Annotated in this window: 22 protein-coding genes; 8 read left to right on the top strand and 14 right to left on the bottom strand. The window is 73.1% G+C overall.

All coding sequences use genetic code 11. The annotated features are described in order from the left end of the window. Positions 1-7: 7 nt before the first annotated feature. Positions 8-172 (bottom strand): hypothetical protein, encoded by a 165-nt coding sequence (locus ACFVFH_RS18045; protein WP_383769305.1) that lies wholly within the window; start codon positions 170-172, stop codon positions 8-10. 74 nt (positions 173-246) lie between these two features. Here ACFVFH_RS18045 and ACFVFH_RS18040 point away from each other — a divergent pair, with 74 nt between their 5' ends. Beyond that, positions 247-1,134: a LysR family transcriptional regulator gene (locus tag ACFVFH_RS18040; protein ID WP_383769302.1), complete on the top strand. Its 888-nt coding sequence runs from the start codon at positions 247-249 to the stop codon at positions 1,132-1,134. Positions 1,135-1,178: 44 nt separating this feature from the next. On the opposite strand, the gene ACFVFH_RS18035 is transcribed toward ACFVFH_RS18040, so the two are convergent. Genes ACFVFH_RS18035 through ACFVFH_RS18025 form a run of 3 tightly spaced genes read right to left on the bottom strand, consistent with a single transcriptional unit; the run spans position 1,179 to position 4,221 of the window. Beyond that, positions 1,179-1,772 (bottom strand): TetR/AcrR family transcriptional regulator, encoded by a 594-nt coding sequence (locus ACFVFH_RS18035; RefSeq protein WP_383769299.1) that lies wholly within the window; start codon positions 1,770-1,772, stop codon positions 1,179-1,181. Between the two features lie 29 nt (positions 1,773-1,801). After that, entirely contained in the window at positions 1,802-3,460 is a 1,659-nt protein-coding gene (locus tag ACFVFH_RS18030) for an AMP-binding protein (protein WP_383769296.1), read from the bottom strand. Then, positions 3,457-4,221, bottom strand: a complete 765-nt coding sequence (locus ACFVFH_RS18025) for an SDR family oxidoreductase (RefSeq protein ID WP_383769293.1) — start codon at positions 4,219-4,221, stop codon at positions 3,457-3,459. The genes ACFVFH_RS18030 and ACFVFH_RS18025 overlap by 4 nt, the downstream gene beginning before the upstream one ends. A gap of 279 nt (positions 4,222-4,500) precedes the next feature. On the opposite strand from ACFVFH_RS18025, the gene ACFVFH_RS18020 reads away from it, so the two are divergent. Then, the gene (locus ACFVFH_RS18020; RefSeq protein WP_383769291.1) at positions 4,501-5,766 is read left to right on the top strand and encodes an exo-beta-N-acetylmuramidase NamZ domain-containing protein; all 1,266 of its coding nucleotides are present in this window, start codon (positions 4,501-4,503) and stop codon (positions 5,764-5,766) included. Positions 5,767-5,901: 135 nt separating this feature from the next. On the opposite strand, the gene ACFVFH_RS18015 is transcribed toward ACFVFH_RS18020, so the two are convergent. After that, positions 5,902-8,730 carry a penicillin acylase family protein gene (locus ACFVFH_RS18015; RefSeq protein ID WP_383769288.1) on the bottom strand — a complete coding sequence of 943 codons (2,829 nt, stop codon included), beginning with the start codon at positions 8,728-8,730 and terminating at the stop codon, positions 5,902-5,904. 231 nt (positions 8,731-8,961) lie between these two features. On the opposite strand from ACFVFH_RS18015, the gene ACFVFH_RS18010 reads away from it, so the two are divergent. Then, positions 8,962-9,573, top strand: coding sequence for a hypothetical protein (locus ACFVFH_RS18010; RefSeq protein WP_383769286.1), 612 nt, complete (start codon positions 8,962-8,964; stop codon positions 9,571-9,573). A gap of 115 nt (positions 9,574-9,688) precedes the next feature. Here the strand turns inward: ACFVFH_RS18010 and soxR are convergent, their stop codons facing one another. Further along, a complete protein-coding gene (gene soxR, locus ACFVFH_RS18005; RefSeq protein WP_383769284.1) occupies positions 9,689-10,162 on the bottom strand; it encodes a redox-sensitive transcriptional activator SoxR in 474 nt (157 codons plus the stop codon). Between the two features lie 130 nt (positions 10,163-10,292). Between soxR and ACFVFH_RS18000 the strand changes: the two genes are divergently transcribed. Next, positions 10,293-10,754, top strand: a complete 462-nt coding sequence (locus ACFVFH_RS18000; RefSeq protein WP_383769281.1) for a MaoC family dehydratase — start codon at positions 10,293-10,295, stop codon at positions 10,752-10,754. Between the two features lie 59 nt (positions 10,755-10,813). Here the strand turns inward: ACFVFH_RS18000 and ACFVFH_RS17995 are convergent, their stop codons facing one another. The 3 genes from ACFVFH_RS17995 to ACFVFH_RS17985 form a co-directional block, all read right to left on the bottom strand. Next, on the bottom strand, positions 10,814-11,443 hold the full coding sequence (locus ACFVFH_RS17995; protein ID WP_329200098.1) for a TetR/AcrR family transcriptional regulator: 630 nt from the start codon (positions 11,441-11,443) through the stop codon (positions 10,814-10,816). Between the two features lie 81 nt (positions 11,444-11,524). Beyond that, the gene (locus ACFVFH_RS17990; RefSeq protein WP_383769278.1) at positions 11,525-11,815 is read right to left on the bottom strand and encodes a YiaA/YiaB family inner membrane protein; all 291 of its coding nucleotides are present in this window, start codon (positions 11,813-11,815) and stop codon (positions 11,525-11,527) included. Between the two features lie 88 nt (positions 11,816-11,903). Further along, positions 11,904-13,055, bottom strand: coding sequence for an acyl-CoA dehydrogenase family protein (locus tag ACFVFH_RS17985; RefSeq protein WP_383769276.1), 1,152 nt, complete (start codon positions 13,053-13,055; stop codon positions 11,904-11,906). A gap of 65 nt (positions 13,056-13,120) precedes the next feature. On the opposite strand from ACFVFH_RS17985, the gene ACFVFH_RS17980 reads away from it, so the two are divergent. From ACFVFH_RS17980 to ppk2, 4 genes are read left to right on the top strand one after another with little or no spacing between them, the layout of a single operon-like run. Next, positions 13,121-13,795: a TetR/AcrR family transcriptional regulator gene (locus tag ACFVFH_RS17980; protein ID WP_383769273.1), complete on the top strand. Its 675-nt coding sequence runs from the start codon at positions 13,121-13,123 to the stop codon at positions 13,793-13,795. Between the two features lie 14 nt (positions 13,796-13,809). Next, the gene (locus ACFVFH_RS17975) at positions 13,810-14,532 is read left to right on the top strand and encodes an ArsR/SmtB family transcription factor (protein ID WP_383769270.1); all 723 of its coding nucleotides are present in this window, start codon (positions 13,810-13,812) and stop codon (positions 14,530-14,532) included. Positions 14,533-14,565: 33 nt separating this feature from the next. After that, positions 14,566-15,549, top strand: coding sequence for a DMT family transporter (locus ACFVFH_RS17970; protein ID WP_383769267.1), 984 nt, complete (start codon positions 14,566-14,568; stop codon positions 15,547-15,549). Continuing rightward, the gene (gene ppk2, locus ACFVFH_RS17965) at positions 15,515-16,582 is read left to right on the top strand and encodes a polyphosphate kinase 2 (protein WP_383769264.1); all 1,068 of its coding nucleotides are present in this window, start codon (positions 15,515-15,517) and stop codon (positions 16,580-16,582) included. The genes ACFVFH_RS17970 and ppk2 overlap by 35 nt, the downstream gene beginning before the upstream one ends. A gap of 5 nt (positions 16,583-16,587) precedes the next feature. On the opposite strand, the gene ACFVFH_RS17960 is transcribed toward ppk2, so the two are convergent. The 5 genes from ACFVFH_RS17960 to ACFVFH_RS17940 all read right to left on the bottom strand — a co-directional run bounded on the left by ACFVFH_RS17960 (position 16,588) and on the right by ACFVFH_RS17940 (position 23,868). After that, positions 16,588-17,679 carry a Zn-dependent alcohol dehydrogenase gene (locus ACFVFH_RS17960; RefSeq protein ID WP_383769260.1) on the bottom strand — a complete coding sequence of 364 codons (1,092 nt, stop codon included), beginning with the start codon at positions 17,677-17,679 and terminating at the stop codon, positions 16,588-16,590. Between the two features lie 69 nt (positions 17,680-17,748). Further along, positions 17,749-19,137: an aldehyde dehydrogenase family protein gene (locus ACFVFH_RS17955; protein WP_383769257.1), complete on the bottom strand. Its 1,389-nt coding sequence runs from the start codon at positions 19,135-19,137 to the stop codon at positions 17,749-17,751. 85 nt (positions 19,138-19,222) lie between these two features. Beyond that, a complete protein-coding gene (locus ACFVFH_RS17950; RefSeq protein WP_383769255.1) occupies positions 19,223-21,124 on the bottom strand; it encodes an ABC transporter ATP-binding protein in 1,902 nt (633 codons plus the stop codon). 33 nt (positions 21,125-21,157) lie between these two features. Then, positions 21,158-22,450, bottom strand: coding sequence for an MFS transporter (locus ACFVFH_RS17945; protein WP_383769926.1), 1,293 nt, complete (start codon positions 22,448-22,450; stop codon positions 21,158-21,160). Beyond that, positions 22,447-23,868 carry a CitMHS family transporter gene (locus ACFVFH_RS17940; protein WP_383769252.1) on the bottom strand — a complete coding sequence of 474 codons (1,422 nt, stop codon included), beginning with the start codon at positions 23,866-23,868 and terminating at the stop codon, positions 22,447-22,449. Before ACFVFH_RS17940 ends, ACFVFH_RS17945 begins: the two co-directional genes overlap by 4 nt. Positions 23,869-23,994: the final 126 nt, after the last annotated feature.

Raw genomic sequence — 23,994 nt, 5'->3', positions numbered from 1 at the left:
CCGTCGCTCAGTAGCCGCCGGATCCCACATGGTCGGCCAGTGCCAGGTCACGGGCGAAGGCCCGGACCCGCAGCAGGCACCGGGCGGCGAACCGTACGGCGGGCGCGTGGTGCGGGCCGTAGGCCGCCGCCCAGAGCGCGGGGACGTGGGCGGACAGCTGGACATGAGTCATACATCCAGCGTCGGCCCGCGGCCGCGATCGGTCCAACAGATGGTTCAGCTGGCTGCGATCGATAACGTGGATGGATGGAACTACGCCAGCTCCGCCACTTCCTGGCGGTGGTCACGCACGGCGGCTTCACCGCCGCCGCCCGTGCCGAGTTGATCGTGCAGTCGGCGCTGAGCAGCTCCGTGCGCAACCTCGAACGGGAGCTGGGGGCCGAGCTGTTCGACCGGACCGGACGGCGGGTGGTCCTCACCGAGGCGGGCCGGGCACTGCTGCCGTCGGCCCGGTCGGTGCTCGCCGGGACGGAGGCGGCGCGGAACGCGGTGGCGGCCGTGGCGGGGCTGGTGACCGGCCGGGTCAGGGTCGGCACGATCCAGACGCTGACCTGTGTGGACCTGGCGGCCGAACTGGCCTCGTACCACCGCCGGTGGCCCGGGGTGCAGATCTCGCTGCGCGAGGCGACGACACCGGAGCTGGTCGCGGGGCTGCGGGCCGGTGAGCTGGACCTCGCCTATCTCGCGCCGGACGCCGCCGCGCTCCCCGACGGCATCGTCGGGTTCGCGACCTGGCACGAGGACCTGGTGCTGATCACCACCCCGGGCCATCGGCTGGCGACCGCCGGGCGCACCCTGGTCAAGGATCTCGCCGACGAGCCGTTCGTGGACTTCCGGGCGGGCACCGGGCTGGAGACCGCGGTGCGCAGGCTGGCCGCGCACTGCGGTCTGGAGCGCCGGATCACCTGCGACGTCACCCAGATCCGGCTGCTCGTCGATCTCGTACGGGCCGGGATCGGCGTGGCGATCGTGCCGCGCCGGATCGGCCAGGACGCGGGGCTGCCGTGTGTCGGCATCCGCCAGCCGGAACCCGGCCGGACCGTGGTCCTGGCCGGGCGGGCGTCCAGGCCCCGCAACCCGGCGGCGGAGGCGCTGCTCGACCGGCTGGCCGCAGGGGCGGCGGGCACGGCTTAGGACCGGTCGGCCCCGCCGGGCGGACGGGAGGTGCGACGCACTCCTCAGGGGCGCAGTGCGCGCAGCAGCAGGTCGGCCAGGTGGTCGGCCACCTCCTGGCGGCCGAGCGGGCCGTCGGGGCGGTACCAGGTGGACAGGTGGTGGACCGAACCGAAGTGGTAGTCGACGATCAGATCGGCCGGGGTGGCCGTGGAGAACACCCCGCTGCGCTGGCCCTCCTCCACCAGCGCCCGGAAGCGCTCGTGGTAGCGGCGCCGCTCCGCCCGGACCTGTTTGTTCTTCTCCGGGCTGAGGTGGTGCATGGAGCGGAAGAAGATCGAGGCGTCGTCGAGGTTCTCGATCGTGGTGACGACCACGTCCGCCGCGGCGTCGCGCAGCCGCTGTTCGACGGGGGCGTCGGCGCCGGCGAAGGCGTCGAGGCGCTCCTGCTGGAGGCGGAGGACCCGGGCGTAGACCTCCTGGAGGAGGTCCTCCTTGGAGCCGAAGTAGTGGTACAGCGCGCCCTTGGTGACCCCCGCGGCCTCGACGATCTCCTGGACCGAGGTGCGGTCGTAGCCCTGCTCGGCGAAGAGCCGGGTGGCGGCGGCCAGCAGCCGCTGGGGGACGGGGGCCGTGTCCCCCTCCGTCGCCTTGGCCATTGCCGCCACCTGCCTTCCGCGTGAAACCGTCATCGGCGGGAACGCAGTTCCCGCCTGAGGATCTTCCCACTCGCCGTCTTCGGCAGCTCGGCCAGGATCTCGACCTCGCGCGGGTACTTGTACGCGGCGAGCCGCTCCTCGCAGTACGCACTCAGCTCCCCGGGCGCGGCCGAGGCACCGGGCCGGAGGCTGACGTAGGCGCGGACGGTCTCGCCGCGGTAGGCGTCGGGCACACCGACGACGGCGGCCTCCCGGACCGCCGGGTGGGTGTGGAGGACGTCCTCCACCTCGCGCGGCCAGACCTTGAAGCCGGAGGCGCTGATCATGTCCTTCTTGCGGTCGACGACGTAGAGCCAGCCCGCGCTGTCCATGAAGCCGATGTCACCGGTGCGCAGCTCCCCGTCCGGGAAGGCCGCGGCGGTCGCCCCGGGCATCCGCCAGTAGCCGGAGACGACCTGCGGGCCGCGCACCGCGATCTCGCCCTGCTCGCCGAAGGGCAGGTCCGCGCCGTTCTCGTCGATGATCCGTACGACGGTGTCCGGGCCCGGCACCCCGACCGAGAGGGTCCCGGAGACCGGGTCGACGGGCGCCTCCCGCTCGGGCGGTACGGAGGCACAGGGGGCGGTGCACTCGGTGAGGCCGTAGCCGTTGCGGAGGTACGGGCCGAAGGCCGCCCGGAACTTCTCGACCAGGGCCGGCGGCAGCGGTGCGCCGCCCGAGGAGATCACCCGGAAGGAGGCGAAGTGCTCGGGGGTGGCGTCGGGGTGGGCGGCCAGCGCCATGAAGGCGGTGGACGGGCCCACGGTGTAGGCGGGGCGGTGCTCGGCGAAGGCTTCCAGGACGACGGCCGGGTGGAAACGGTACGCGAGGACGAGGGTGCCCGCGTTGGCGAGGCAGGCGGCCAGCTGGCACACCATGCCGGTGATGTGGAAGAGCGGGGCGAGCGCGAAGTAGGAGGAGCCCTCGGCGACGGGGTGCCCGGTCCGCTGGCGCTCGGCGTTGACCATGATGTTGGCGTGGGAGTTCATGGCGCCCTTGGGGGTGCCGCTGGTCCCGGAGGTGTAGCTGATCAGCGCCACGTCGTGGGCGGCGGGTCCGCGCCCTTCGGGGGCCCGGGTCCCGCGCCGGGCGACGGCGACCAGGTCCTCGGCGTCCCCGGGCACGGGCAGCCGGTCGGGGCCCAGCACCCGTTGGTCGTTCCGCGTCTGGAGGTCGAGCTCGCTGGTGGTCAGGGCGATCCGTACCGTCGGGGCGTCGGCCGCGGTGTCCCGCAGATACGCCTCCCAGGCCCGGTCCGCGCAGATCAGCGCGGTGACCTCGGCGTCCTTCAGCACATGGCCGGCCTCGCCGGACTTGTACATCGGGTTGAGCGGGACGACCGTGGCACCGGCCTTCCACGCGCCGAGCAGGGCGAGGACGAACTGCGGGGTGTTCTGCAGCATGATCGCGACGCGGTCGCCGCGCTCCAGGCCCGCGGCGGCGAGATGGCCGGCCACCGAGTCGGAGAGCGCGTCGGTCTCCCGGTAGCTCAGGCGTCCGTCGAAGTAGGCGAGCGCGGGGTGTCCGGGGTTGCGGGCGACGGACTCCCGGAAGGCGTGGACGAGGGTGGCGGCGGGGCTGACGGGGGCCCGCTGGGCGTCGCTGAGCAGGGAGACCCAGGGTTTGGCCGCGTAGATCGACTCGGTCATGCGCCGGCCTCCTCCCACGTCCGCTGGAGGTGGTTCATGCCGCCGAGCCAGTGGTCGGTGTCCTGGGCGCGGGCCCGGTAGTAGCCGCCGGCCTCGGGGTGCGGCAGGACCAGGAAGCGGTCCTCGGCCATGGCGTCGAAGAGCGCGTCGGCGACCGCCCCGGGCTCGATGGCGCCGGGGACGAGGACCAGCTCCCCGGCCGATCCGGCGGCGTCGAGCATGTCCGTGCGCACGCCCTGCGGGCAGATCGCGTGGACCTTGATGCCGCGGTGGCGGTAGGTGAGCGAGAGCCATTCGGCGAAGGCGACGGCGCCGTGCTTGGTGACGCTGTACGGCGCGGCGCCGATCATCGTCAGCAGTCCGGCGGCCGAGGCGGTGCAGACGAAGCGGCCGCTGCCGCGCTCCAGCCAGTCGGGCAGCAGCGCCCTGGCCGCGCGGACGTGGGCCATCACATGGACGTCCCAGGCCGCGGCCCAGACCTCCTCGTCCGCGAAGGCGTCGCCGGGCGAGGCGAGGCCCGCGTTGGCGCAGTAGACGTCGACGGTGCCGTCGAGCGCGTCCCTGGCGGCGTCCACGATCCGCGAGGCGTCACCGGCGACGGCGGTCCCGCCGATCTCCTCGGCGAGCGGCTCGATCCGTGCCTCGTCCAGGTCGCTGACCACGACCCGCGCGCCCTCCGCGGCGAACCGGCGGGCCAGCGCGGCCCCGATGCCGCCTCCGGCCCCTGTGACCACCACGCCCGCGCCCTGCATCGCACCCATCGGGTCCCGCCTCTCTCGGAGCCCGTCGGGCGGCCCGGGACCGGGCGGCCGCGCCCCGGCGCGCACCGGGGCGCGGCCGCCGTCCGGTCCGGGGTCGCCCGGCGGACTCTCAGCCGACTGCCCTGGCAGACTAACCAGTCGGTATGCCGGAGTGGAAGGGGCGGACCCGGCCGGGGAAGCACTCCCGTCGCACCCGTCCCGTCCGGCTCGTTCCGTATGGCCTGAACGCGCGCTAGCGTGCGTGACCATGACATGCGTCGCGATCATGGAGGTACCCGAATGAGCCTGTCCAGACGTGGTTTGCTGGCCGCCGGCGGTGCGGTGGGGGCGCTCGCGGCGACGGCCGCCGGGGCGGGGACCGCGACCGCCGCCCCCGCCCCGCGCAAGGGGCACGGCCGGGTCCGCACCGGCTTCGACCGGCTGGCGGCGGACGGCTACGCGCTGCTGAGGGGCGAGAAGGTCGGGATCGTCACCAACCCCACCGGGATCACCTCGGACGTGCGCCACATCGTCGATGTGATGCACCCCGACAAGCGGGTGGACCTGATCGCCGTCTTCGGCCCGGAGCACGGCTTCCGCGGCACCGCGCAGGCGGGCGGCTCGGAGGGGCGGTACGACGACCCGGCGACCGGACTCCCGGTCTACGACACGTACCTGAAGAGCGGGCAGGCGCTCGCCGATGTCTTCACCGCCTCCGGCGTGGACACGGTCGTCTTCGACATCCAGGACGCGGGCGCCCGCTTCTACACCTACATCTGGACGCTCTACGACTGCATGGAGGCGGCGGCCCTCGCGGGCAAGCGGTTCGTCGTCCTGGACCGGCCGAACCCGGTGACCGGGCGGGCGGCGCTCGGCCCGGTCCTCGACCCGGCGTTCGGTACGTTCGTGGGCCGCCGGGAGATCGCGCAGGCGCACGGCATGACCGTCACCGAACTGGCGCTGCTCTTCAACGCCCGGTTCCTCGCGGAGCGGCCGGTGGACCTGCGCATCGTGAAGATGTCCGGGTGGAAGCGCTCGGACTTCTTCGACGCGACCGGGCTGCCATGGGTGCCGCCGAGCCCCAACATGCCGACGCCCGACACGGCGCTGGTCTACTCGGGCACCTGTCTGTTCGAGGGCACCAACCTCTCCGAGGGGCGCGGCACCACCCGGCCGTTCGAGCTGCTCGGCGCGGAGGGCATCGACCATCGCTGGGCGGCGGCCGTCAACGCGCTCGGCCTGCCCGGGGTCGCCTTCCGCGAGGCGTACTTCGCGCCGACGTTCTCCAAGTTCCAGGGGAAGACGGTCGGCGGGGTGCAGCTGCATGTCCACGACCGCGAGGTCTTCGACCCGGTGCGCACCGGGATCGCGCTGCTGGTGACGGCGAAGCGGACCTGGAGCGGGTTCGAGTGGCGCTCGGACAACTGGATCGACAAGCTCACCGGCAACACCCGGGTACGCACCATGATCGACGCGGGGGCGGACACGGACGAGGTGGTGGGGGCCTGGTCGAAGGACCTGGCCGCCTTCCGCGCGGTGCGCAAGCGGTACCTCCAGTACCGGTGAGGGACCGCTGAGCGGTGCGGGGCGGACCCGGAGCATCCGGATCCGCCCCGCACACGGCTCGTACGCGCCCTCACGGGCCCCGCGGCGCCGGGGCCTTCGGTCCGGATCGTGCGGAGACGATCCGGACGAGGACCCCTACCGGTGGTCGGGGAACTCCACCACCTGCTGGTACGTCGGGCGGTTCTGCCAGTGGATGGCCTTCTGGCCGATCCCGCCCAGCGGCCGGTGGACGATCGAGTCGGTGCACCACTGCTCGCCCGCCTTGCAGGTGTCGTCCCCGGGGTAGACCTCCGTCGCCGGTTCGGCGACGGCCTGCTTCAGCGACGCGAGCAGTGCGTCACGGCAGCTGTCCGCGTCGCCGCCGCCGCAGTACGTCCTGGCCAGCGGCCCCTCGACCGGCCGGCCGAGGACCTGGCGCAGGTCCTTGTCGACAAAGCCCCACCAGCCGTACTGGAACGCGGATCCGCTGTGCGCCCCGCTCGGCCCGTGACTGGCCGCCGGGGACTCGTCGGTGGCGAGCGCCGCGGTCAGCGCGTCGTACAGACCGTCGCCGAGCCCCGGCCGGAACTCGGCCTCGACCAGCTTCGGCCACCAGGCGTCCATGATCCGCACCGCGTCGGCATGGGAGTAGGCGTGCGAACCGGGGCTGCTCTCCCTGCGCTGCGAGCCCGCCGCCCGCCAGGACTCCAACTGCTGTACGGCGGCGTCCAGTCCGGGGTCGGTCACCGGCCGGGAGCGGATCACCTTCAGCAGTTCGGGAAGCAGCTGCTCGCCGCGGAGGTCGGTGACCGCGGCCTCGGCCATGGCCCGGGTGAGGGAGGCGCGGGTCACCCCGCCCTGCTCGACCAGCTTCGACACCCGCTGGTCCAGCAGATCGCCCCGGTGCACGGCGCCGAGGCCGAAGCCCGCGGCGGCGTACCCCTTGGCCTGCTTGTTGTTCCAGGAGATGTAGTAGTCCTGCCCGCTGGAGTGCGGGTGCTCGGCGAACGGGGTGTACGTGGCGGTGTTGGCGGCCGGGTCGAACCCCTGCCACTCGTAGGCCCGTTCGGCCCGCACCGGCAGGGCCGGGTCGACGTCCGCCGCGCGCACCGGGTTCATCCCGCTGTTGTAGAAGGCGGCGGTGCGGGAGTCGGTGTAGAACCAGTTGAAGGCGTAGTCGATATTGCTCGCCGCCCGCTGGAAGGAGGCGGCGTCCGTCACGTACGAGGGGTCGTTGAACATCTGGAAGCCGATGATGGAATCGGCCTCGTGGCGGTAGGTGGAGCGCAGCGCGGTGTACGCGACGGGCTTGCCGCCCACGGTGGCCCGGTGGGTGACGATGCCGTACTGGGTGCGCCGCACCTGCATCCGGTAGGAGCCCTTCGCCGTGGAGTCGGCGACGGTCGGCGTCCAGGAGTTGGTGCGCTCCAGCGTCTCCATGGCGGTGCAGGTGCCCCGGTAGAGGTAGTGCGTGGAGTCCTTGGTGGGGGTGGAGCCGTCGGGCTCGCAGAGGTCGACGGCGTAGGTGTCGGTGATGTCCTGGGCGGCCGAGGTGGCGCTCCAGGCGTAGTCCTGGCCGCGGCCCATCTGGACGTACATCCCGACTCCGGCGAAGGAGACGCCGCGGGCGCTGATGCCCGGCCCCTGGAGCTCCTGGAGCATCATCAGCTGCGGCGCGAAGTAGCCGGTCTGCGGGCCGAACACGGCGATGGGGTGGCCGCTCGCGGTGTGTTCGCCGGAGACCAGCAGGGCGTTGGACATGCCGCGCCGCTGCGCTCCGGAGCCGGAGCCGGGCAGCGAGCCCTCGGGGATGACACCGTCGTCGTAGATGCCCTGGGCCTTCCTCAGCCCGGCCGGGGCCTTGACGGGGGCCTTCCGGTCGGTGCCCGCCGAGCCGGTGCGGTCGTAGACGAGAGGTTCGGCCGTGACGGACCCGCTGTCCGGCAGCGCGGTGCCGCGGGCCTTGCCGGGCTTGCCCGCGTAGGGGAACGCCGTGCCGTCGTGGACCGTCAGCACCGCCTCGGGGTCCTCGCGCTGGCGGAACGACTCCCAGACCTCGGTGCCCTCGGCGACGCCGTACTTCTGCTGGGCGGCCAGCAGCGAGAGCGCCGCCGTCACCTCCCCGCCACCGCCGCCGCCGAACTGGCCGCCGACGACCGAGGCGATGGATATCAGGTCGGTCAGCTTGAACGGCTGGATCTCCCCGACGTTGGTGATCGCGTCGATCTTGCCGGTGAGGACGTACTCCCCGGGGAAGTACCGGCCGTTCTTGGACTTCTCGCGGTAGGCGTTGATGCCGTCGACATACGCCTGGGCGTCCGCCATGGCCTGCTCGCCGCGGGCGCCCTCGTGGGTCCTGATGTACTCGACCTGGGCTTCGAGATCCGCCTCGGTGTACGGGGCCTGCGGCCAGAACTGCTGCTCCAGGCCCTGGTTGGCCAGCGCGCCCCCGGCGAACGAGGTCAGTTCGCCGCGTCCGATGTGCCGGAAGAGGTCCATCAGCCAGAGCCGGTCCTGGCCGGCCGCGAAGCCCGCGCCGAACTCGGTGCCGTAGCGGGTGGTGCCCTTGATGTGCGGGACGCCGGACGCCTTGTCGCGGGTGATCGTGACGTCGTCGCGCGGCGAGGTGACGGACTCGACCTGGTCCTTGGGCACGCCGAACGAGGCGTCGTTGAAGAATTCGGTCAGCTTCTGGTCGGTGAGGCCCGTGTGTCCGGCGACCAGGCCGTTGTAGCGGTCGAGCTGGTCGTCGCTGTGGGCGGGGTGCGTACCGAACGCCTTGTTGCCGAGGATCTCGACGAGGGTGGCGTTGCCGTTCTCACCGGGCGGCAGGATGTCGTCGCACTGGCCCCGGCAGTAGTCGGTGACGGGTGCGGGTTCCGCCGTCGCGGCGCCGGCCTGCGGCGAGGCCGCCAGCAGGGTGGCGCCGAGCGCGAGGACCGCCGCGGCGGTGGCGGCTCTGAACGTGACGGTGCGTGGGGGCATGCGTGCTCCTCCGAGAGGCCGATGCGCCGGAGGTTACTGGCGGTATGACTCGCCGGTAAGGTGAGCAACCGTCACCTTTTCCGAATCGTCACATGCGGCCCTCCCCGGCGGCGGGGCGGCCCACCGGGACCTGTCGAATTCCGGACAACGTCACGCGTGGAGGGATCCGGAACGGGCATCCGTACGTCCATTCCCTGACGCCGAAGTACGAGCGACGGAGGTGACGGTGCGGTGGCGGGATTCCGGAGTCTTGCGAGACAGGTGCGCGATCCGCGGAGCGACCTGGCACTGCGGCGGTATTCGCTGCGCAAGTGCCTGGAGAGGTTCGCCCCTTACGGACATCGGGCGACCTGGGACCATCTGTGCGTCCGGCACGGTATCGGGCCCGAGGACCGGTCCCCCGATCCGGCGCGGCTGATGCGCGCGCTGGACGAGCTGGAGACGGCACGGGCGGTCTGGCTCGGTTACGAGGCGGGGTTCGCCGAACGCCGCCGACGGGAGAAGCACGACGGGCTGCGCAGGCCCGGCACGTTCGACGACTGGCACCGGCGCACCTGGGGCGGCCACGGGGTCGCGCGGTGCGAGGACCCGGCGGTGCATCCGTCGGAACCGCTCGCCGAGGTGCTGCGCCGGCTGATCACGGCGCTGGAGGCGGAGCCCGGTACGGTCTGCCCGGTGTGCGCGGGGTCCGGGATCCGCTGGCGGCAGGATCTGGAGTGCGCGCCGTGGGCGGGTCCGGTCTGCACGGGGTGCGGGATCGTGGTGCCCCAGCCGGTACTCACCCCGGGGGCGCTGGCGCGGGCCCGGGGCGCGCACCGGCGGGACCTCGCGTCGGTGGCCTGAGCGGCTACCGCCCCGGGCGCACGCGGACCCTCCCGCCGGACACCCTCCGGGCGCCGGGCCGAGGGGCACAGGGGGCCCGGCACGGCCGCGCTCCGGACCCGGCGGCGCTTCGGCCCTAGCCGCGCCCGGCCACCGGGCGCTCGGGCATCAGACGCGAACCGCTGATCCGCTGACCGGAGACGTCGTCCGGGTTGGAGAGCACACAGTTCTCCAGGGACAGGCAGCCGCAGCCGATGCAGTCGGTGAGATGGTCCCGCAGCCGCCCCAACCGCTCGATGCGCTCGTCCAGTTCGGAGCGCCAGGCGGCGGAGAGCCGTGCCCAGTCCTCGCGGGTCGGGGTGCGCTCCTCGGGCAGTTCGGCGAGCGCGTCCCGGATGGTGGCGAGCGGGATGCCGACCCGCTGCGCCGCGCGGACGAACGCGACCCTGCGCAGCGCGTCCCTGCTGAAGCGGCGCTGGTTGCCGCTGGTGCGGCGGCTGCTGATCAGGCCCTTGGCCTCGTAGAAGTGCAGGGCCGATACCGCGGCGCCGCTGCGCGCGGAGAGCTGTCCGACCGTGAGTTCCTGGAGCGTCTGTGGGATCTGGGGCACCCCTCCCACCCTACTTGGCCGACCCCGGCCGGTCCGTCGTTGACAGGAACCCACCCGCCAACCATGCTGAGCAAGCGCTTGGACAGTGCGCCGCGGAATGAACCGGAGCGGGAAGGCAGGGACCAGGGACATGGCAGAGCCGAGGATCTTCACGTCCGCGCAGGAGCTGCGCGACGGAGTGGGCGAGCAGCTGGGGCGGAGCGACTGGCTGGAGATCGAGCAGAAGCGGATCGACCTCTTCGCCGAGGCCACCGGTGACCACCAGTGGATCCATGTGGATCCGGAGCGGGCCGCCACCGGGCCGTTCGGCACGACCATCGCGCACGGCTATCTGACGCTCTCGCTGCTGCCCACGCTCGTACCGCAGATCATGCGGGTCGAGGGCATGAAGATGGGCATCAACTACGGGACGAACAAGGTCCGTTTCCCGTCCCCCGTGCCCGTGGGCTCCCGGCTGCGCGCCTCGGCCGTCCTGAAGAGCGTCGAGGAGGCCGGGGGCGGGGTGCAGGTCACCGCCGTCGTCACCGTGGAGCGCGAGGGCGGCGACAAGCCGGTGTGCGTGGCCGAGTCGGTGTCGCGCTACTACTTCTGAGCCGCGCCCCGCCGCGCCCCCGCACGCCGCGCCCCGGTCGGCCCCCTCCGGGGCCCGTCCTACTTCTGGCGTTCCGCCGCGACCATGCGCAGCACGAGGTCGGCGTAGAGCTCGCCGACCTCGTCCGGCGTCCGGCTGCCCTGCGCGTTGAACCAGCGCGCCACGTCGATGCAGAGCGAGAGCACCGCGAGCGTGGTCCCCGGGACGTCGGGGACGTCGAACTCCCCCGCCCGCACGCCCTCGCCGATGATCCGGCGCACCACCGCGTCGCTCCTGCGGCGCAGCTCGACGATCTCGGTGCGGTGCTCCTCCCCGAGGGCGTCGAGCTCGTACTGGACCACGCGGGCGGTGGTGTGCCGCTCGGCGTGCCAGCGGACGAAGGACCGCACGGCCTCGGCCAGCCGCTCGGCCGCCGTGCCCCCGCCGTCGGCGGCGGCCTCCAGGACGAACAGGGCGCGGTCGTGGCCGATCCTGCTGATCCGGTGGAGCAGCTCTTCCTTCGTCTTGTAGTGGATGTAGAGCGCGGCGGGACTCATCCCCGCCCGGCCCGCGATGTCACGGGTGGTGGTGGCGTGGTACCCGCGCTCGGCGAAGGCGTCGACGGCGGCGACGAGCAGCCGCCTGGCCGCCTCGGGCGTCACCTCGGCCCACGGCGCGCTGTCGCCGTCGGTCTCCTCCGCCGTGCTCATCGTCACTCGCCCCTCTCGTCACCAGGACGAACACCATACCCCGAACCTGAGCAAGCGCTTAGGGTCCGTCCGGTGCGATCGTCAGAGCTTCTGGAAGGGGTCGTGCTCGGCGAGGATCTTCTCCAGCCTGGCCTGGTCGACCCGGCTGACGAGCTGCCCCGCCTCCTGGCGGTCCCGGACGACCTTGGCCAGGGTGAAGCAGGAGGTGACAAGATAGAGGACCCCGATCGCCAGGAATCCGCGGACCCAGGCGTCGGCGTCCAGGGAGTAGATACCGAGAGCCACCGAGCCGATCGCCACCCCGAAGGAGGCGACGGCCTGGCCGTAGAAGGCCGCGGTGCTCTGCTGCTTGACCGATGCTGTCTCACTCATGGGCCCAGCATCGGCCGACGTGGCGCGCGCCACATCCGTGCGGGTACTCAGCCGGTACTCAGACGCACGTTCGAGCGGCGGCGCGGGGTCAGAAGGCGGAGACGCCCGTCAGCGCGCGGCCGATGATCAGCTTCTGGATCTGACTGGTGCCCTCGTAGAGCGTCATCACCCGGGCGTCGCGCAGCAGCTTGCCGACCGGGTACTCGTCGATGTAGCCGTAGCCGCCGAAGACCTGGAGCGCGTTGTTGGCGGCGCGCACGGCGGCCTCGGAGGCGAAGAGCTTGGCCTTGGAGGCGGCGGTGGCGAACTCCTCGCCCCGGTCGACGAGGTCCGCCACCCGCCAGGTCAGCAGCCGGGCGGCGTCGACGTCCACGGCGATGTCGCTGATGAGCTCCTGGACGAGCTGGTGGCCCGCGATGGACTTGCCGAACTGCTCGCGCTCGCCCGCGTGGCGCACCGCGGCGTCCAGGGCGGCCTGCGCGATGCCGACACAGCCGGCCGCGACCGACATCCGCCCCTTGGCCAGGGCGGACATGGCGATGGAGAAGCCCTTGCCCGCCGGTCCCAGGAGCGCGGACGCGGGCACCCGGACGCCCTCCAGGACCACTTCGGCGGTGGCCTGCCCGCGCAGTCCGAGCTTGCCGTGGATGGTGCGGCGACCGAGGCCGGGGGTGTCGGCGGGGACCAGGAAGGCGGATATGCCCTGGTGGCCCGGGGCTTCGCCGGTACGGGCGAAGAGCAGCACCACGTCCGCCCAGGTGCCGTTGGTGATGAACATCTTGCTGCCGTCGATGACGTAGTCCCCGCCGTCCCGGACCGCCCTCGTCGCGAGGCTCCCGGCGTCCGAGCCGGTGCCGGGCTCGGTGAGGGCGAAGCAGCCGATCGTCTCGCCCGCGGTGAGGCCGGGCAGCCAGCGCCGCTTCTGCGCCTCGTCGCCCCAGGCGGCGATGGTCTTGGCGACGAGGCCGAGGGAGACGGAGACGATGCCGCGCACCGAGGAGTCGCCGCGGCCCAGCTCCTCGGCGACCAGGCAGTACGTGAGGTGGTCGCCGCCCGAGCCGCCGTACTCCTCGGGGACGGTCAGCCCGAGGAAGCCGACGGAGCCCAGCTTCTTCACGATCGACCTGTCGACGTTCTCGGCCCGGTCCCACGCCACGACGTGCGGGGCGACCTCCCGGGCGACGAAGTCCGCGGCGAGCCGCCGGGCGGCTTCCTGCTCCTCGCCGAGCTCCAGGTTCATCCTTCGACTCCCCACTTTAAATTAGCACTGCTAGTTTTGTTGGCGCAGGCCCTACTATGTGCCGCATGGCCCGACCGCGCAAGCCCCTCCTCAGCAGAGACCGCATCGTCGAGGCGGCGGGCGCGCTCGTGGACTCCGAGGGGCTCGACGCCGTGTCCACCCGGCGCCTCGCGGCCGAACTCGGGGTCAGCGGGCCCTCGCTCTACAACCACTTCCGCAACAAGGACGAGATCCTGGACGCGGTCGCGGACGCCGTCTCCGCGCAGGTCGATCTGTCGATGTTCGACGAGACGGACACCCGTGACTGGCGGGCGGCCCTGCACGACTGGGCCGTCTCCTACCGTGCGGCACTCACCGAGCACCCGCACATCGTCCCGGTGCTCGCCCGGGGACCGGGCCGCCGCCCGGCCGGTCTGCGGGTCGCCGACGCGGTGTTCGGCGCGATGGTCAGGGCGGGCTGGCCGCCCGCCCAGGCCACGTACATCGGGGCCCTGATGCGCTACTTCATCACCGGCTCCGCCCTCGGTTCCTTCGCCCGCGGCTTCGTCGACGACGAGACGGCGTACGACCCCGCCGACTACCCGCACCTCGGCCAGGCCCACCTGCTGGCCGAGCACCGGCAGAAGGTCGACGAGGGCGCCTTCGAGACCGGGCTGCGGGCCCTGGTCGACGGCCTCTCGGTCCAGTACGCGCTGCTGGACCCGGCCGGGACGGTTCGGCCGGCGCCGAAGCGTTCCTGACGCATCCTGGAACCATGGCACGCACGGCACACCCCGACCCGGCCGCGCCCCGGCTCGCCGCCCTGGCCGCCCTCCTGGCCGACGAGACCCGCGCGGCCTTCTGCCTGGCCCTGCTGGACGGCCGCGCCTGGACCGCGGGGGAGCTCGCCCGGTACGCCTCGGTGGCCCCCTCGACCGCCAGCGAACACCTCGGCAAGCTCGTCGCGGGCGGGCTGCTGGCCGAGGAGCGGCAGGGCCGCCACCGCTATCTGCGGCTGGCCGACGAACGGACCGCGCATCTCGTCGAGGACCTCGCCGCCCGGGTCGTCCCCGGCTCCGCGCCCGAGCGGCCGCGCACCCTGGGCGCGGTGAGCGCACAGAGCGCACTGGCCCGCGGGCGCACCTGCTACGACCACCTCGCGGGGCGGATCGGCATCACGATCACCGACGCCCTGACCGTACGGGGGCTGCTGGCGCAGGACGCCGGCTTCGCGCTCACCGACGCGGGCCTGCGCTGGTTCGGCGGGCTGGGCATCGGCCTGGAGACGGGCTCGCGGCGCCCCCTCGTACGGAGCTGTCTGGACTGGACGGAGCGCAGGCCGCACCTGGCCGGGGTCGCGGGCGCCGCACTGTGCCGCCACGCGCTGGACGCCGGGTGGTGCGTACGGATCGGGTCCGGGCGGGCGGTGAAGGCCACGCCGGAGGGGGAGCGGGCGCTCCACGAGCACCTGGGCATCGATCCGGCGATCCTTCGGTGAGCGCCGAACGGTCGCGGCCGTACGGTCGTGGCCATGACCACATCCCCCTCCCCCGCGGGCGCGGCCGCGCCGCCGCGCGACTGGCGGGCCGCCGCGGCGGCCACCACCACCGTGCTGCTGTGGGCCTCCGCCTTCGTCTCGATCCGCAGCGCCGGTGACGCCTACTCGCCCGGCGCCCTCGCCCTCGGCCGGCTGCTCGCGGGCTCCCTGGCCCTGGGCGCGCTCCTGCTGGTGCGGCGCGAGGGGCTGCCTCCGCGGGCCGCCTGGCCGGGGATCGTCTGGTCCGGGCTGCTCTGGTTCGGCCTGTACATGGTGGTACTCAACTGGGGCGAGCGGCAGGTGGACGCGGGCACGGCCGCGATGGTGGTGAACACCGGCCCCCTGCTGATCGCGCTCCTCGGCTCCCGGACGCTGGGCGAGGGGCTGCCGCGCGGACTGCTGGCGGGCATGGCCGTGTCGTTCGCGGGCGCCGCGGTGGTGGGGCTCTCGATGTCCGGGCGGGGCGGGGCGTCGGTGCTCGGCGTGCTGCTGTGCCTGCTGGCCGCCGTGGCGTACGCGAACGGGGTGGTGCGCCAGAAGCCCGCCCTGCGGCACGGCTCCGCGCTCCAGATCACCACCTTCGGCTGCCTCGTCGGCACGGCCGCCTGTCTGCCGTTCTCCGGCGCCCTGGTCTCCGAAGCCGCCGACGCACCGCTGTCCGCCACCCTGAACATGGTCTACCTCGGCCTCTTCCCGACCGCGCTGGCCTTCACCACCTGGGCCTACGCGCTCGCCAGGACCACGGCCGGACGGATGGGCGCCACCACCTACGCGGTACCGGCGCTGGTGGTGCTGATGTCCTGGCTGCTGCTGGACGAGGTGCCCGCGCCGCTCACCGTGGCCGGCGGGCTGCTCTGCCTGGCCGGGGTGGCGGTCTCCCGGATGCGTCCGCAGACTGGCCTGACGCGGAACAATCCGGCACGGCCGGTGGAGGGACGCCGACATGACGCGGAGCACCGGGAAAGCGGACGCCGCTGAGCGGACGGGGAAACGGAAGCGGGAGAAGGCGGCCGCCGGGCCCCGGGAGGCCGCGCCGGACGTCCTGGCCGAGGCGGCCCGCCACGGGGGCCCGGCCCTCGAAGGGTTCCGGGTGGCGGAGAGCGGCGACGACGATCCGGTCCTGGTGACGCCGGAGGGCCAGGCCCGGGACGCCTGGCGCGAGGACTACCCGTACGACCACAAGCTCGGCCGGAAGGCGTACGAGAAGTCCAAGCGGGCGCTGCAGATCGAACTGCTCAAGCTCCAGCACTGGGTGAAGGAGCGCGACCAGCGCCTCGTCCTGCTCTTCGAGGGGCGGGACGCGGCCGGCAAGGGCGGCACGATCAACCGCTTCACCGAACACCTCAACCCCCGCGGCGCACGGGTGGTGGCGCTGGAGAAGCCCACCGAACGCGAACGCACCCAGTGGTACTTCCAGCGGTACACGGCCCATCTGCCGAGCGCCGGGGAGATCGTGCTCTTCGACCGCTCCTGGTACAACCGGGCGGGCGTCGAGCGGGTGATGGGGTTCTGCACGACCCGGGAGTACCTCGAATTCATGCACCAGGCCCCGGGCTTCGAGCGGATGCTCGCCCGGGACGGCATCCACCTGGTGAAGTTCTGGTTCTCCGTCTCCCGCAACGAGCAGCGCAACCGCTTCATGATCCGTCAGATCGATCCGGTACGGCGGTGGAAGCTGAGCCCGGTCGACCTCGCCTCGCTGGACAAGTGGGACGCGTACACGGAGGCCAAGGAGCTGATGCTGTTCCACACCGACACCGCGGACGCGCCCTGGACGGTGGTGAAGAGCAACGACAAGAAGCGGGCCAGGCTGGAGGCGATGCGGCACGTACTGCACCGCTTCGACTACCCGGACAAGGACACCTCGGTGGTCCGTGAGCCGGACCCGCTGATCGTGGGCCCGGCCTCCCGGCTCTTCGAGCAGGGCGAGATGGACGCCCGGCTGCTCACCCCGCACGGGACGCAGTCCCCGGGGCCCGCCGCGGACGCGGGCCGAGGGGCTGTCCCGTAACTCCGTCAGACCCCTCGGAACACCACCAGGGCCCGTCCGCCCCGGCCCGCGACCATGTCGTCGAACGCGGCCGGGATGCCGTCGAGGGTGATGCGCCCGGTCACCAGGGCGCCGAGGTCGAGCCGCCCCTCGCGGACGTGGGCGGCCAGCACGGGCAGGTCCCGTGCGGGGTCGGAGTTGCCGTAGACGCAGCCGGAGAGGGTGCGTCCCCAGTGGAAGATCTCCAGGGCGTTGAAGGTGACCTGCTGGTCCTTGCCTCCGATGCCGACGACGACGGTCCGGCCGCCGCGGCGGGTCGACTCCCAGGCGGTACGGATGGTGGCGGCGCGGCCCACGCACTCGATGGCGGCATCCGCCCCCTGCTTGTCCGTGAGGGCCCTGATCTCACGGGCGGTGTGCTCCGAGGCGACCACGTAGTCGGTGGCGCCCGCCCGGCGGGCCAGTTCCTCCTTCTCCGGGGAGACGTCGACCGCGACGATCCGCGAGGCACCGGCGATCCGGGCGGCCTGGAGCGCGGCCAGCCCCACTCCCCCGGCCCCGAACACCGCCACGCTCTCGCCCTCGCGCACCCGCGCCGCGTGGTGCACGGCGCCGTATCCGGTGAGGACCGCGCAGCCCAGGAGCGCCGCGTCGGTGAGCGGGACGCCGGCCGGAGCGGGCAGGACGCAGCCCGCGGGCACCACCGTCTCCTCCGCGAAGGCGGCGACGTTGAGACCGGGGTACAGCTCGCTGCCGTCGTCCGCGCGCCGGGCGTGCACGGCGCCCGCGCCGTTCAGCGCGTTGGCGCACAGCCAGACCTCGCCCCGCGCACAGGCCGGGCAGCCTCCGCAGGAGGGAGCCCAGTTGAGGACGACACCGTCGCCCGGGGCGACATGGGTGACGCCCTCGCCGACCGCGACGACGGTGCCCGCGCCCTCATGTCCGAGGACGGCGGGGACGGGCACCCGCATGGTGCCGTCACAGAGCGAGAGGTCGGAGTGGCAGACCCCGGCGGCGGCGAGGGCGACCCGCACCCGGCCGGGGCCGGGCTCCGGGAGTTCGATGCCGGTGATCTCCAGGGGAGCTCCGACGGCGGGCAGTACGGCGGCGCGGACCACGAACAGACTCCTTGACGATCGGCGGCGTGGAAACGGGGCGGTACGGAGGTGCGGACGGGACGGGATCGGTCAGAACTGCAGGGACTTGGTCTGGAGGTACTCCGCGAGCCCGTGGGAGCCGAGTTCGCGGCCGACGCCGGAGTGCTTGTAACCGCCGAACGGGGCGAGCGGGTTGAACCGGCCGCCGTTGATGTCGACCTGCCCGGTGTCCATCCGGCGGGCGAAGGCCACCGCCTCCGCCTCGTCGCCCGCCCAGACCGCGCCCGCGAGGCCGTACACGGTGCCGTTGGCGATGCGCAGGGCGTCGTCCTCGTCCTCGTACCGCAGGAGCGAGAGGACCGGGCCGAAGATCTCCTCCTGGGCGATGGTCATCTCCGGGGTGACGTCGGCGAAGACCGTGGGGCTGACGAAGTAGCCCCGTTCGCGCGGGGCTTCGGCGCCGCCCGCGACCAGACGGGCCCCCTCGGCGACGCCCTTCTCGATGTAGCCGCGCACCCGCGCCAGCTGCCGGGCGTTGACCAGCGGGCCGATGCGGTCGCCGTACTTGGCGGCCGCCTCCGCGGCGAGCGCGACCGCCTCGTCGTACTGCGAGGTGTGCACCAGCATCCGGGTCCAGGCGCTGCACGTCTGGCCGGAGTTGCCCATCACGTTGGCGACGCCGACGCCGACGGCCCTGGCGAGGTCCGCGCTCGGCAGGATGACATTGGCGGACTTGCCGCCCAGTTCGAGGGCGACGCGCTTGACGGCCGCACCGGCCGCGGCACCGATCCGCCGGCCCACGGCGGTGGAGCCGGTGAACGAGACCAGGTCGACGCCGTCGTGCTCGGCGAGCGCCTGGCCGGCGACCGGGCCGAGACCGGTGACCAGGTTGAACACGCCCGCCGGGACGCCCGCTTCGTCGACGGCCTCGGCGAAGAGCTGGGCGGTCAGCGGGGTGTCCTCGGCGGGCTTGAGGACGACCGCGCAGCCCGCCGCGAGCGCGGGCGCGACCTTGGCGACGATCTGGTGCAGCGGATAGTTCCACGGGGTGATCGCCCCGACGACACCGACCGGTTCGGCGTACACGGTGGAGTTGCCGACCTTCTCCTCGAAGGCGTACGAGGCGGCGAGCTCGGCGTACGAACCGGCGACCAGGACCGGGAGGCCCGCGTGCACCAGCTGCGCGAAGGGCGGCGGGGCGCCGAGTTCGGCGGTGACGGTCCCGGCGATCTCGTCCTCGCGGGCGACGAGCACGTCGCGCAGGGCGGCGATCCGCGCGGCGCGCTCGGCGGGCGCGGTGGCCGCCCAGCCGGGGAGCGCGGCGCGGGCGGCCCGTACCGCGGCGTCGACGTCTTGGGCGGTGCCCGCCGGAACGTGGGCGATGACCTGCTCGTCCACCGGGTTCACGACCGCGATCGTGTCCTGTCCCGCGGCGGGCCGCCAGGCCCCGTCGATGTACATGCCGTCGTGGGCCTTCATCGCTGTTCCTCCCGGTCACCGTCGCGGACGGGGTCGTCCGCGACCCAAACTAGCGCTGTTAGTTTTCGGGCGCCAGAGACACCCGTCACGCCAGGGACCGGGGGGCGAGTTCGCCGTGCTCCGCGCCCGGGTGCGCGAACTGGGTGCGGTACAGCTCCTCGTACCGCCCGCCCGCCGCGAGCAGTTCGTCGTGCGTGCCGCGCTGCACGATCCGCCCGTCCTCCACCACCAGGATGAGGTCGGCCGTCCGGACCGTGGAGAGCCGGTGGGCGATCACCACGGCGGTGCGCCCGGCGAGCGCCTCGGCGAGGGCCTCCTGGACGGCCGCCTCGGAGGTGTTGTCGAGGTGGGCGGTGGCCTCGTCGAGGATGACGACGCGCTGGCGGGCCAGGAGCAGCCGGGCGATGGTCAGCCGCTGGCGTTCGCCGCCGGAGAGCCGGTAGCCGCGTTCGCCGACGACGGTGTCGAGCCCGTCGGGCAGTGCGGCGACGAGGCCCTCCAGGCGGGCCCGGCGCAGCGCGTCCCAGAGGTCCTCCTCGGTGGCACCGGGCCGGGCGAGCAGCAGGTTGGCGCGTACCGACTCGTGGAAGAGGTGGCCGTCCTGGGTGACCATGCCGAGGGTGTCGCGCAGGGTGTCGGCGGTCAGGTCGCGTACGTCGACGCCGCCGATGCGCACCGCGCCCTCGTCCGTGTCGTAGAGCCGGGGCAGCAGTTGGGCGATGGTCGACTTGCCCGCGCCGGACGAGCCGACGAGCGCCACCGTCTGTCCGGGTTCGGCGCGGAAGGAGATGCCGCGCAGCACCTCGTCGCCGCCCCGGGTGTCGAGGCTCGCGACGTCCTCCAGCGAGGCGAGCGAGACCTTGTCGGCGGACGGGTAGCCGAACCGGACCCCGTCGAATTCGACGGAGACCGGGCCCTCGGGGACCGCCCGCGCGTCCGGCTTCTGGCCGATGAGCGGCGTGAGGTCGAGGACCTCGAAGACCCGCTCGAAGCTGACCAGCGCGCTCATCACCTCGACGCGTGCCCCGGCGAGCGCGGTGAGCGGTGCGTACAGCCGGGTCAGCAGCAGGGCGAGGGCGACCACCGCGCCCGCGTCGAGCCGTCCGCGCAGCGCGTAGAAGCCGCCGAGCCCGTAGACCAGGGCGAGGGCCAGCGCGGAGACGAGGGTGAGGGCGGTGATGAAGGCGGACTGGGCCATGGCCGTGCGGACGCCGATGTCACGCACCCGGCCCGCCCGGACGGCGAATTCGGCGGACTCGTCGGCGGGGCGGCCGAAGAGCTTGATCAGGGTGGCGCCGGGGGCGGAGAAGCGCTCGGTCATCCGGGTGCCCATCGCCGCGTTGTGGGCGGCGGCCTCGCGCTGGAGCCTGGCCATCCGGGTGCCCATCCGCCGGGCCGGCAGCACGAACACCGGCAGCAGGACCAGGGCGAGCACGGTGATCTGCCAGGAGATGGAGAGCATGACACCGAGGGTGAGCAGCAGCGTCACGACGTTGCTGACGACGCCGGACAGGGTGTTGCTGAAGGCGCGCTGGGCGCCGATGACGTCGTTGTTGAGGCGGCTGACGAGGGCTCCGGTGCGGGTCCGGGTGAAGAACGCGACCGGCATGCGCTGTACGTGGTCGAAGACGGCGGTGCGCAGATCGAGGATCAGGCCCTCGCCGAGATTGGCCGAGAGCCAGCGGCCGACCAGGCCGAGCCCGGCCTCCGCGACGGCGATCACGGCGATGAGGAGGGAGAGCCGGGTGACGGTGCCCGGTTCCTTGCCGGAGACGATCGCGTTCACGACCCGTCCGGCGAGTACGGGGGTGGCGACCGCGAGCAGTGCCGTCGCCACGCTCAGGACCAGGAACAGGGCGACCCGGCGCCGGTGCGGACGGGCGAACGCGGCGATGCGCCGCAGCGTGGTCCGGTCGAAGGGGCGGCGGTCCGCCTGCGCGTTCATGACGTTGTGGAGCTGTGTCCACGCCGTGGTTTCCATGCTCATGCGAGGAACGTACGACCTCCAGTGGACTTGAGGTCAACGGCCGCTCCGCGGCGGTGGAGTCGGGGTGCGGCCGCGGTCGGCGCGGCTCCGGCCGGGAGCGGGATCCGCCGGCGCGGCCGGGTCCGCACCGGCCTCCCGGTCCCGCCGCCCGCCGCGTGCGCCCAGCCCGGCCGCCGCGAGCAGCAGGGCACCGAGCATCACGAACGGTGCCGCGGTGCCCGCCGCTCCGGCGAGCAGGCCGGCGGACGCGGGGGCGGCGACCTGCCCGAGGCGGTTGCCGGTCAGCCGGAGGGCGAGCGCGGTGGACCGGGCCTCCGGCGGCGCGGCCCGGACGACGGTGGTCATCGAGAGCGGCTGTCCGACGCCGAGGCAGAAGCCGAGCACGGCGAGCATCACGGCCAGCAGGGCGACCGGGACGGGGAGCGCGATGGCCGCGCAGACCACTCCGGCCAGCAGGCAGGTGGTGGTGAGCAGCGCCGTGCGTCCCAGCACCCGGAGCATCGGGGTCATCACCAGACGGCAGGCGATGGTGGCCGCGGCGCGCAGGCTGAGCAGCAGACCGACGGTGGCGGGGGCGATGCCCCGGTGTTCCCCGACGACGGGCAGGTAGGCGGTGAGGATGTCGGTGGCGGAGAGCACGGCGAGGCTGACGAAGATCCCGGCCGGCACCCCTCGGGCGCGCAGGATGCGGCCCACGGGGACCTTCGCGGACCGTTCCGCCCGGTGGGCGGCGGGCGCGGACCGCTGCTCGACGCGGCGCAGCGCGCCGAGGGAGACGGCGGCGACGGCCGCCGAGACGAGCAGGGCGAGTGCGCTCGTACGGGCCATGGCCCCGTCGCGCTCGGAGATCAGGTATCCCGCGGCGATCGGGCCGATGAGCTGGCCGAGGGAGGCGCCGATGGTGAAGTGCCCGAAGTCGCGGTCCTGTTCGGCCGGGGCGGACCGGCGGGCCACGATCGACTGGGCACCGATGACGAAGCAGAGGTGGCCGAGCCCCATGACACCGCTCCAGGCCGCCATCGCCGTCAGGGTGCCCGCCCGGCCGCTGAGGGCGCAGCCGCCCGCGATCAGGACGACGCCGAGGAGCAGCAGGGGCGCGCAGCGGCCGTGGTCGGTCCGGCGCCCGAGCGGGACGGCGGCGAGGAGCGGGAGGAGCGCGTACACCCCGGTGATCACACCGATGGCGCGCGCGTCCGCGCCCAGCGCGAGAGCCCGGTAGGAGACGGCGGGCCGGGCCATCGACACCGCCCCCTGCGCGAGGGCGAAGGCGATGACCAGGCGCAGCAGCCAGCCCCTGCCGGGCTCGTGGACGGTACGCACGGTCAGATGATGCCGAACAGGAGCCCGGCGCCCAGGACCACCAGGGAGGTGAGCGCGGCCCATTTGACGGTGAACCGGGTGTGGTCGCCGAATTCGACCTTGGCCATGCCGACGAGTACGTAGACGGCCGGGACCAGCGGGGACGACATGTGCAGGGGCTGGCCGACCAGGGAGGCGCGGGCGATCTCCAGCGGGGAGACCCCGTGGGCGGCGCCCGCCTCGGCGAGCACGGGGACGACACCGAAGTAGAAGCCGTCGTTCGACATGAAGTACGTCAGCGGGATGCTGAGGATGCCGGTGACGATCGCCATGTGCGGGCCCATGCCGTCGGGGATCGCGCCGACGAGCCAGTCGGCCATGTGCTGGACCATGCCCGTGCCGGAGAGGACGCCGGTGAAGACCGCGGCCGCGAAGACCATGCCGGAGACGTTGAGGACGTTGTCGGCGTGGGCGGCGATCCGGGCCCGCTGGTCGGGCATGTGGGGGAAGTTGACGGTGAGGGCGAGGGCGGCGCCGAGCAGGAAGAGCACCGGGATCGGCATCAGTTCCATGATCATCGCGGTGAGCAGGGCGAGGGTGAGGCCCGCGTTGAACCAGTACAGCCGGGGGCGCAGGGTGGCCCGGTCGGGGTCCAGGCCCTTGAAGCCCTCGTCCCCGTGCGTGTCGCCCCCGCCGCGGGGCCCGGCCGCGTCCGTACCCGTACCGGCTCCGCCGGAGCTCTTGCGGGTACGGTCGCCGCCGCCCGCCGCGGCGAGCACGGTCTCGGACTCCGCGGCCGTCCCGGCGGCCAGCGCCTCGTCCAGGGTGAGCACGCCGAGCCGCTTGCGCTCGCGCCGGCCGAGTACGACCGCGAGGAGCAGGACCGCGACCAGGCCGATGCCGAGCGCCGGGATCATCGGGACGAAGATGTCACCCGCGTCCAGCTTGAGCGCGGTGGCGGCGCGGGCGGTGGGACCGCCCCAGGGAAGGGTGTTCATGACGCCGTTCGCCGTGGCGGCGACACCGGTCATCACGACCAGGCTCATCCCGAGGCGCTTGTAGAGCGGGTACATCGCCGAGACGGTGATCATGAAGGTGGTGGAGCCGTCGCCGTCGAGGGAGACGATGGCGGCGAGCACGGCCGTGCCGACGACGATCCGCATCGGGTCGGCCTTGCAGAAGCGCAGGATGCCGCGCACGACCGGGTCGAAGAGGCCGACGTCGATCATCACGCCGAAGTAGACGATGGCGAACATCAGCATCGCGGCGGTCGGGGCGAGGTTGCCGACGCCCTCGATGACGTAGTCGCCGAGCTTCGCGCCCTGTCCGACGGCGACGCAGAACAGCGCGGGGATCAGGACCAGCGCCGCGATCGGCGACATCTTCTTCAGCATGATCAGGACCAGAAAGGTCGCGATCATGACGAAGCCGAGGATTGTCAGCATATGGATACCTATCGCTCACCCTTGAACTCCCGCCGGACTCGGCGGTGCGGATGACGTTAGGGCGCGGTTCGCCGCGTCAGCAAGGCGTTGACATGCGAGCAATACGAGCAGAACCCCAGGTCAGCG

This window comes from Streptomyces sp. NPDC057697 (assembly GCF_042799335.1).
Taxonomy (GTDB): domain Bacteria; phylum Actinomycetota; class Actinomycetes; order Streptomycetales; family Streptomycetaceae; genus Streptomyces.
This window is presented reverse-complemented; position numbering and strand designations above follow the sequence as displayed.

What these genes read in the sequence shown, in the direction of transcription:
- ACFVFH_RS18045 (WP_383769305.1), bottom strand. Translation starts at nt 172, where the DNA reads ATGACTCATGTCCAGCTGTCCGCCCACGTCCCCGCGCTCTGGGCGGCG.
- ACFVFH_RS18040 (WP_383769302.1), top strand. Translation starts at nt 247, where the DNA reads ATGGAACTACGCCAGCTCCGCCACTTCCTGGCGGTGGTCACGCACGGC.
- ACFVFH_RS18035 (WP_383769299.1), bottom strand. Translation starts at nt 1,772, where the DNA reads ATGGCCAAGGCGACGGAGGGGGACACGGCCCCCGTCCCCCAGCGGCTG.
- ACFVFH_RS18030 (WP_383769296.1), bottom strand. Translation starts at nt 3,460, where the DNA reads ATGACCGAGTCGATCTACGCGGCCAAACCCTGGGTCTCCCTGCTCAGC.
- ACFVFH_RS18025 (WP_383769293.1), bottom strand. Translation starts at nt 4,221, where the DNA reads ATGGGTGCGATGCAGGGCGCGGGCGTGGTGGTCACAGGGGCCGGAGGC.
- ACFVFH_RS18020 (WP_383769291.1), top strand. Translation starts at nt 4,501, where the DNA reads ATGAGCCTGTCCAGACGTGGTTTGCTGGCCGCCGGCGGTGCGGTGGGG.
- ACFVFH_RS18015 (WP_383769288.1), bottom strand. Translation starts at nt 8,730, where the DNA reads ATGCCCCCACGCACCGTCACGTTCAGAGCCGCCACCGCCGCGGCGGTC.
- ACFVFH_RS18000 (WP_383769281.1), top strand. Translation starts at nt 10,293, where the DNA reads ATGGCAGAGCCGAGGATCTTCACGTCCGCGCAGGAGCTGCGCGACGGA.
- ACFVFH_RS17995 (WP_329200098.1), bottom strand. Translation starts at nt 11,443, where the DNA reads ATGAGCACGGCGGAGGAGACCGACGGCGACAGCGCGCCGTGGGCCGAG.
- ACFVFH_RS17990 (WP_383769278.1), bottom strand. Translation starts at nt 11,815, where the DNA reads ATGAGTGAGACAGCATCGGTCAAGCAGCAGAGCACCGCGGCCTTCTAC.
- ACFVFH_RS17985 (WP_383769276.1), bottom strand. Translation starts at nt 13,055, where the DNA reads ATGAACCTGGAGCTCGGCGAGGAGCAGGAAGCCGCCCGGCGGCTCGCC.
- ACFVFH_RS17980 (WP_383769273.1), top strand. Translation starts at nt 13,121, where the DNA reads ATGGCCCGACCGCGCAAGCCCCTCCTCAGCAGAGACCGCATCGTCGAG.
- ACFVFH_RS17975 (WP_383769270.1), top strand. Translation starts at nt 13,810, where the DNA reads ATGGCACGCACGGCACACCCCGACCCGGCCGCGCCCCGGCTCGCCGCC.
- ACFVFH_RS17970 (WP_383769267.1), top strand. Translation starts at nt 14,566, where the DNA reads ATGACCACATCCCCCTCCCCCGCGGGCGCGGCCGCGCCGCCGCGCGAC.
- ppk2 (WP_383769264.1), top strand. Translation starts at nt 15,515, where the DNA reads ATGACGCGGAGCACCGGGAAAGCGGACGCCGCTGAGCGGACGGGGAAA.
- ACFVFH_RS17955 (WP_383769257.1), bottom strand. Translation starts at nt 19,137, where the DNA reads ATGAAGGCCCACGACGGCATGTACATCGACGGGGCCTGGCGGCCCGCC.
- ACFVFH_RS17950 (WP_383769255.1), bottom strand. Translation starts at nt 21,124, where the DNA reads ATGAGCATGGAAACCACGGCGTGGACACAGCTCCACAACGTCATGAAC.
- ACFVFH_RS17940 (WP_383769252.1), bottom strand. Translation starts at nt 23,868, where the DNA reads ATGCTGACAATCCTCGGCTTCGTCATGATCGCGACCTTTCTGGTCCTG.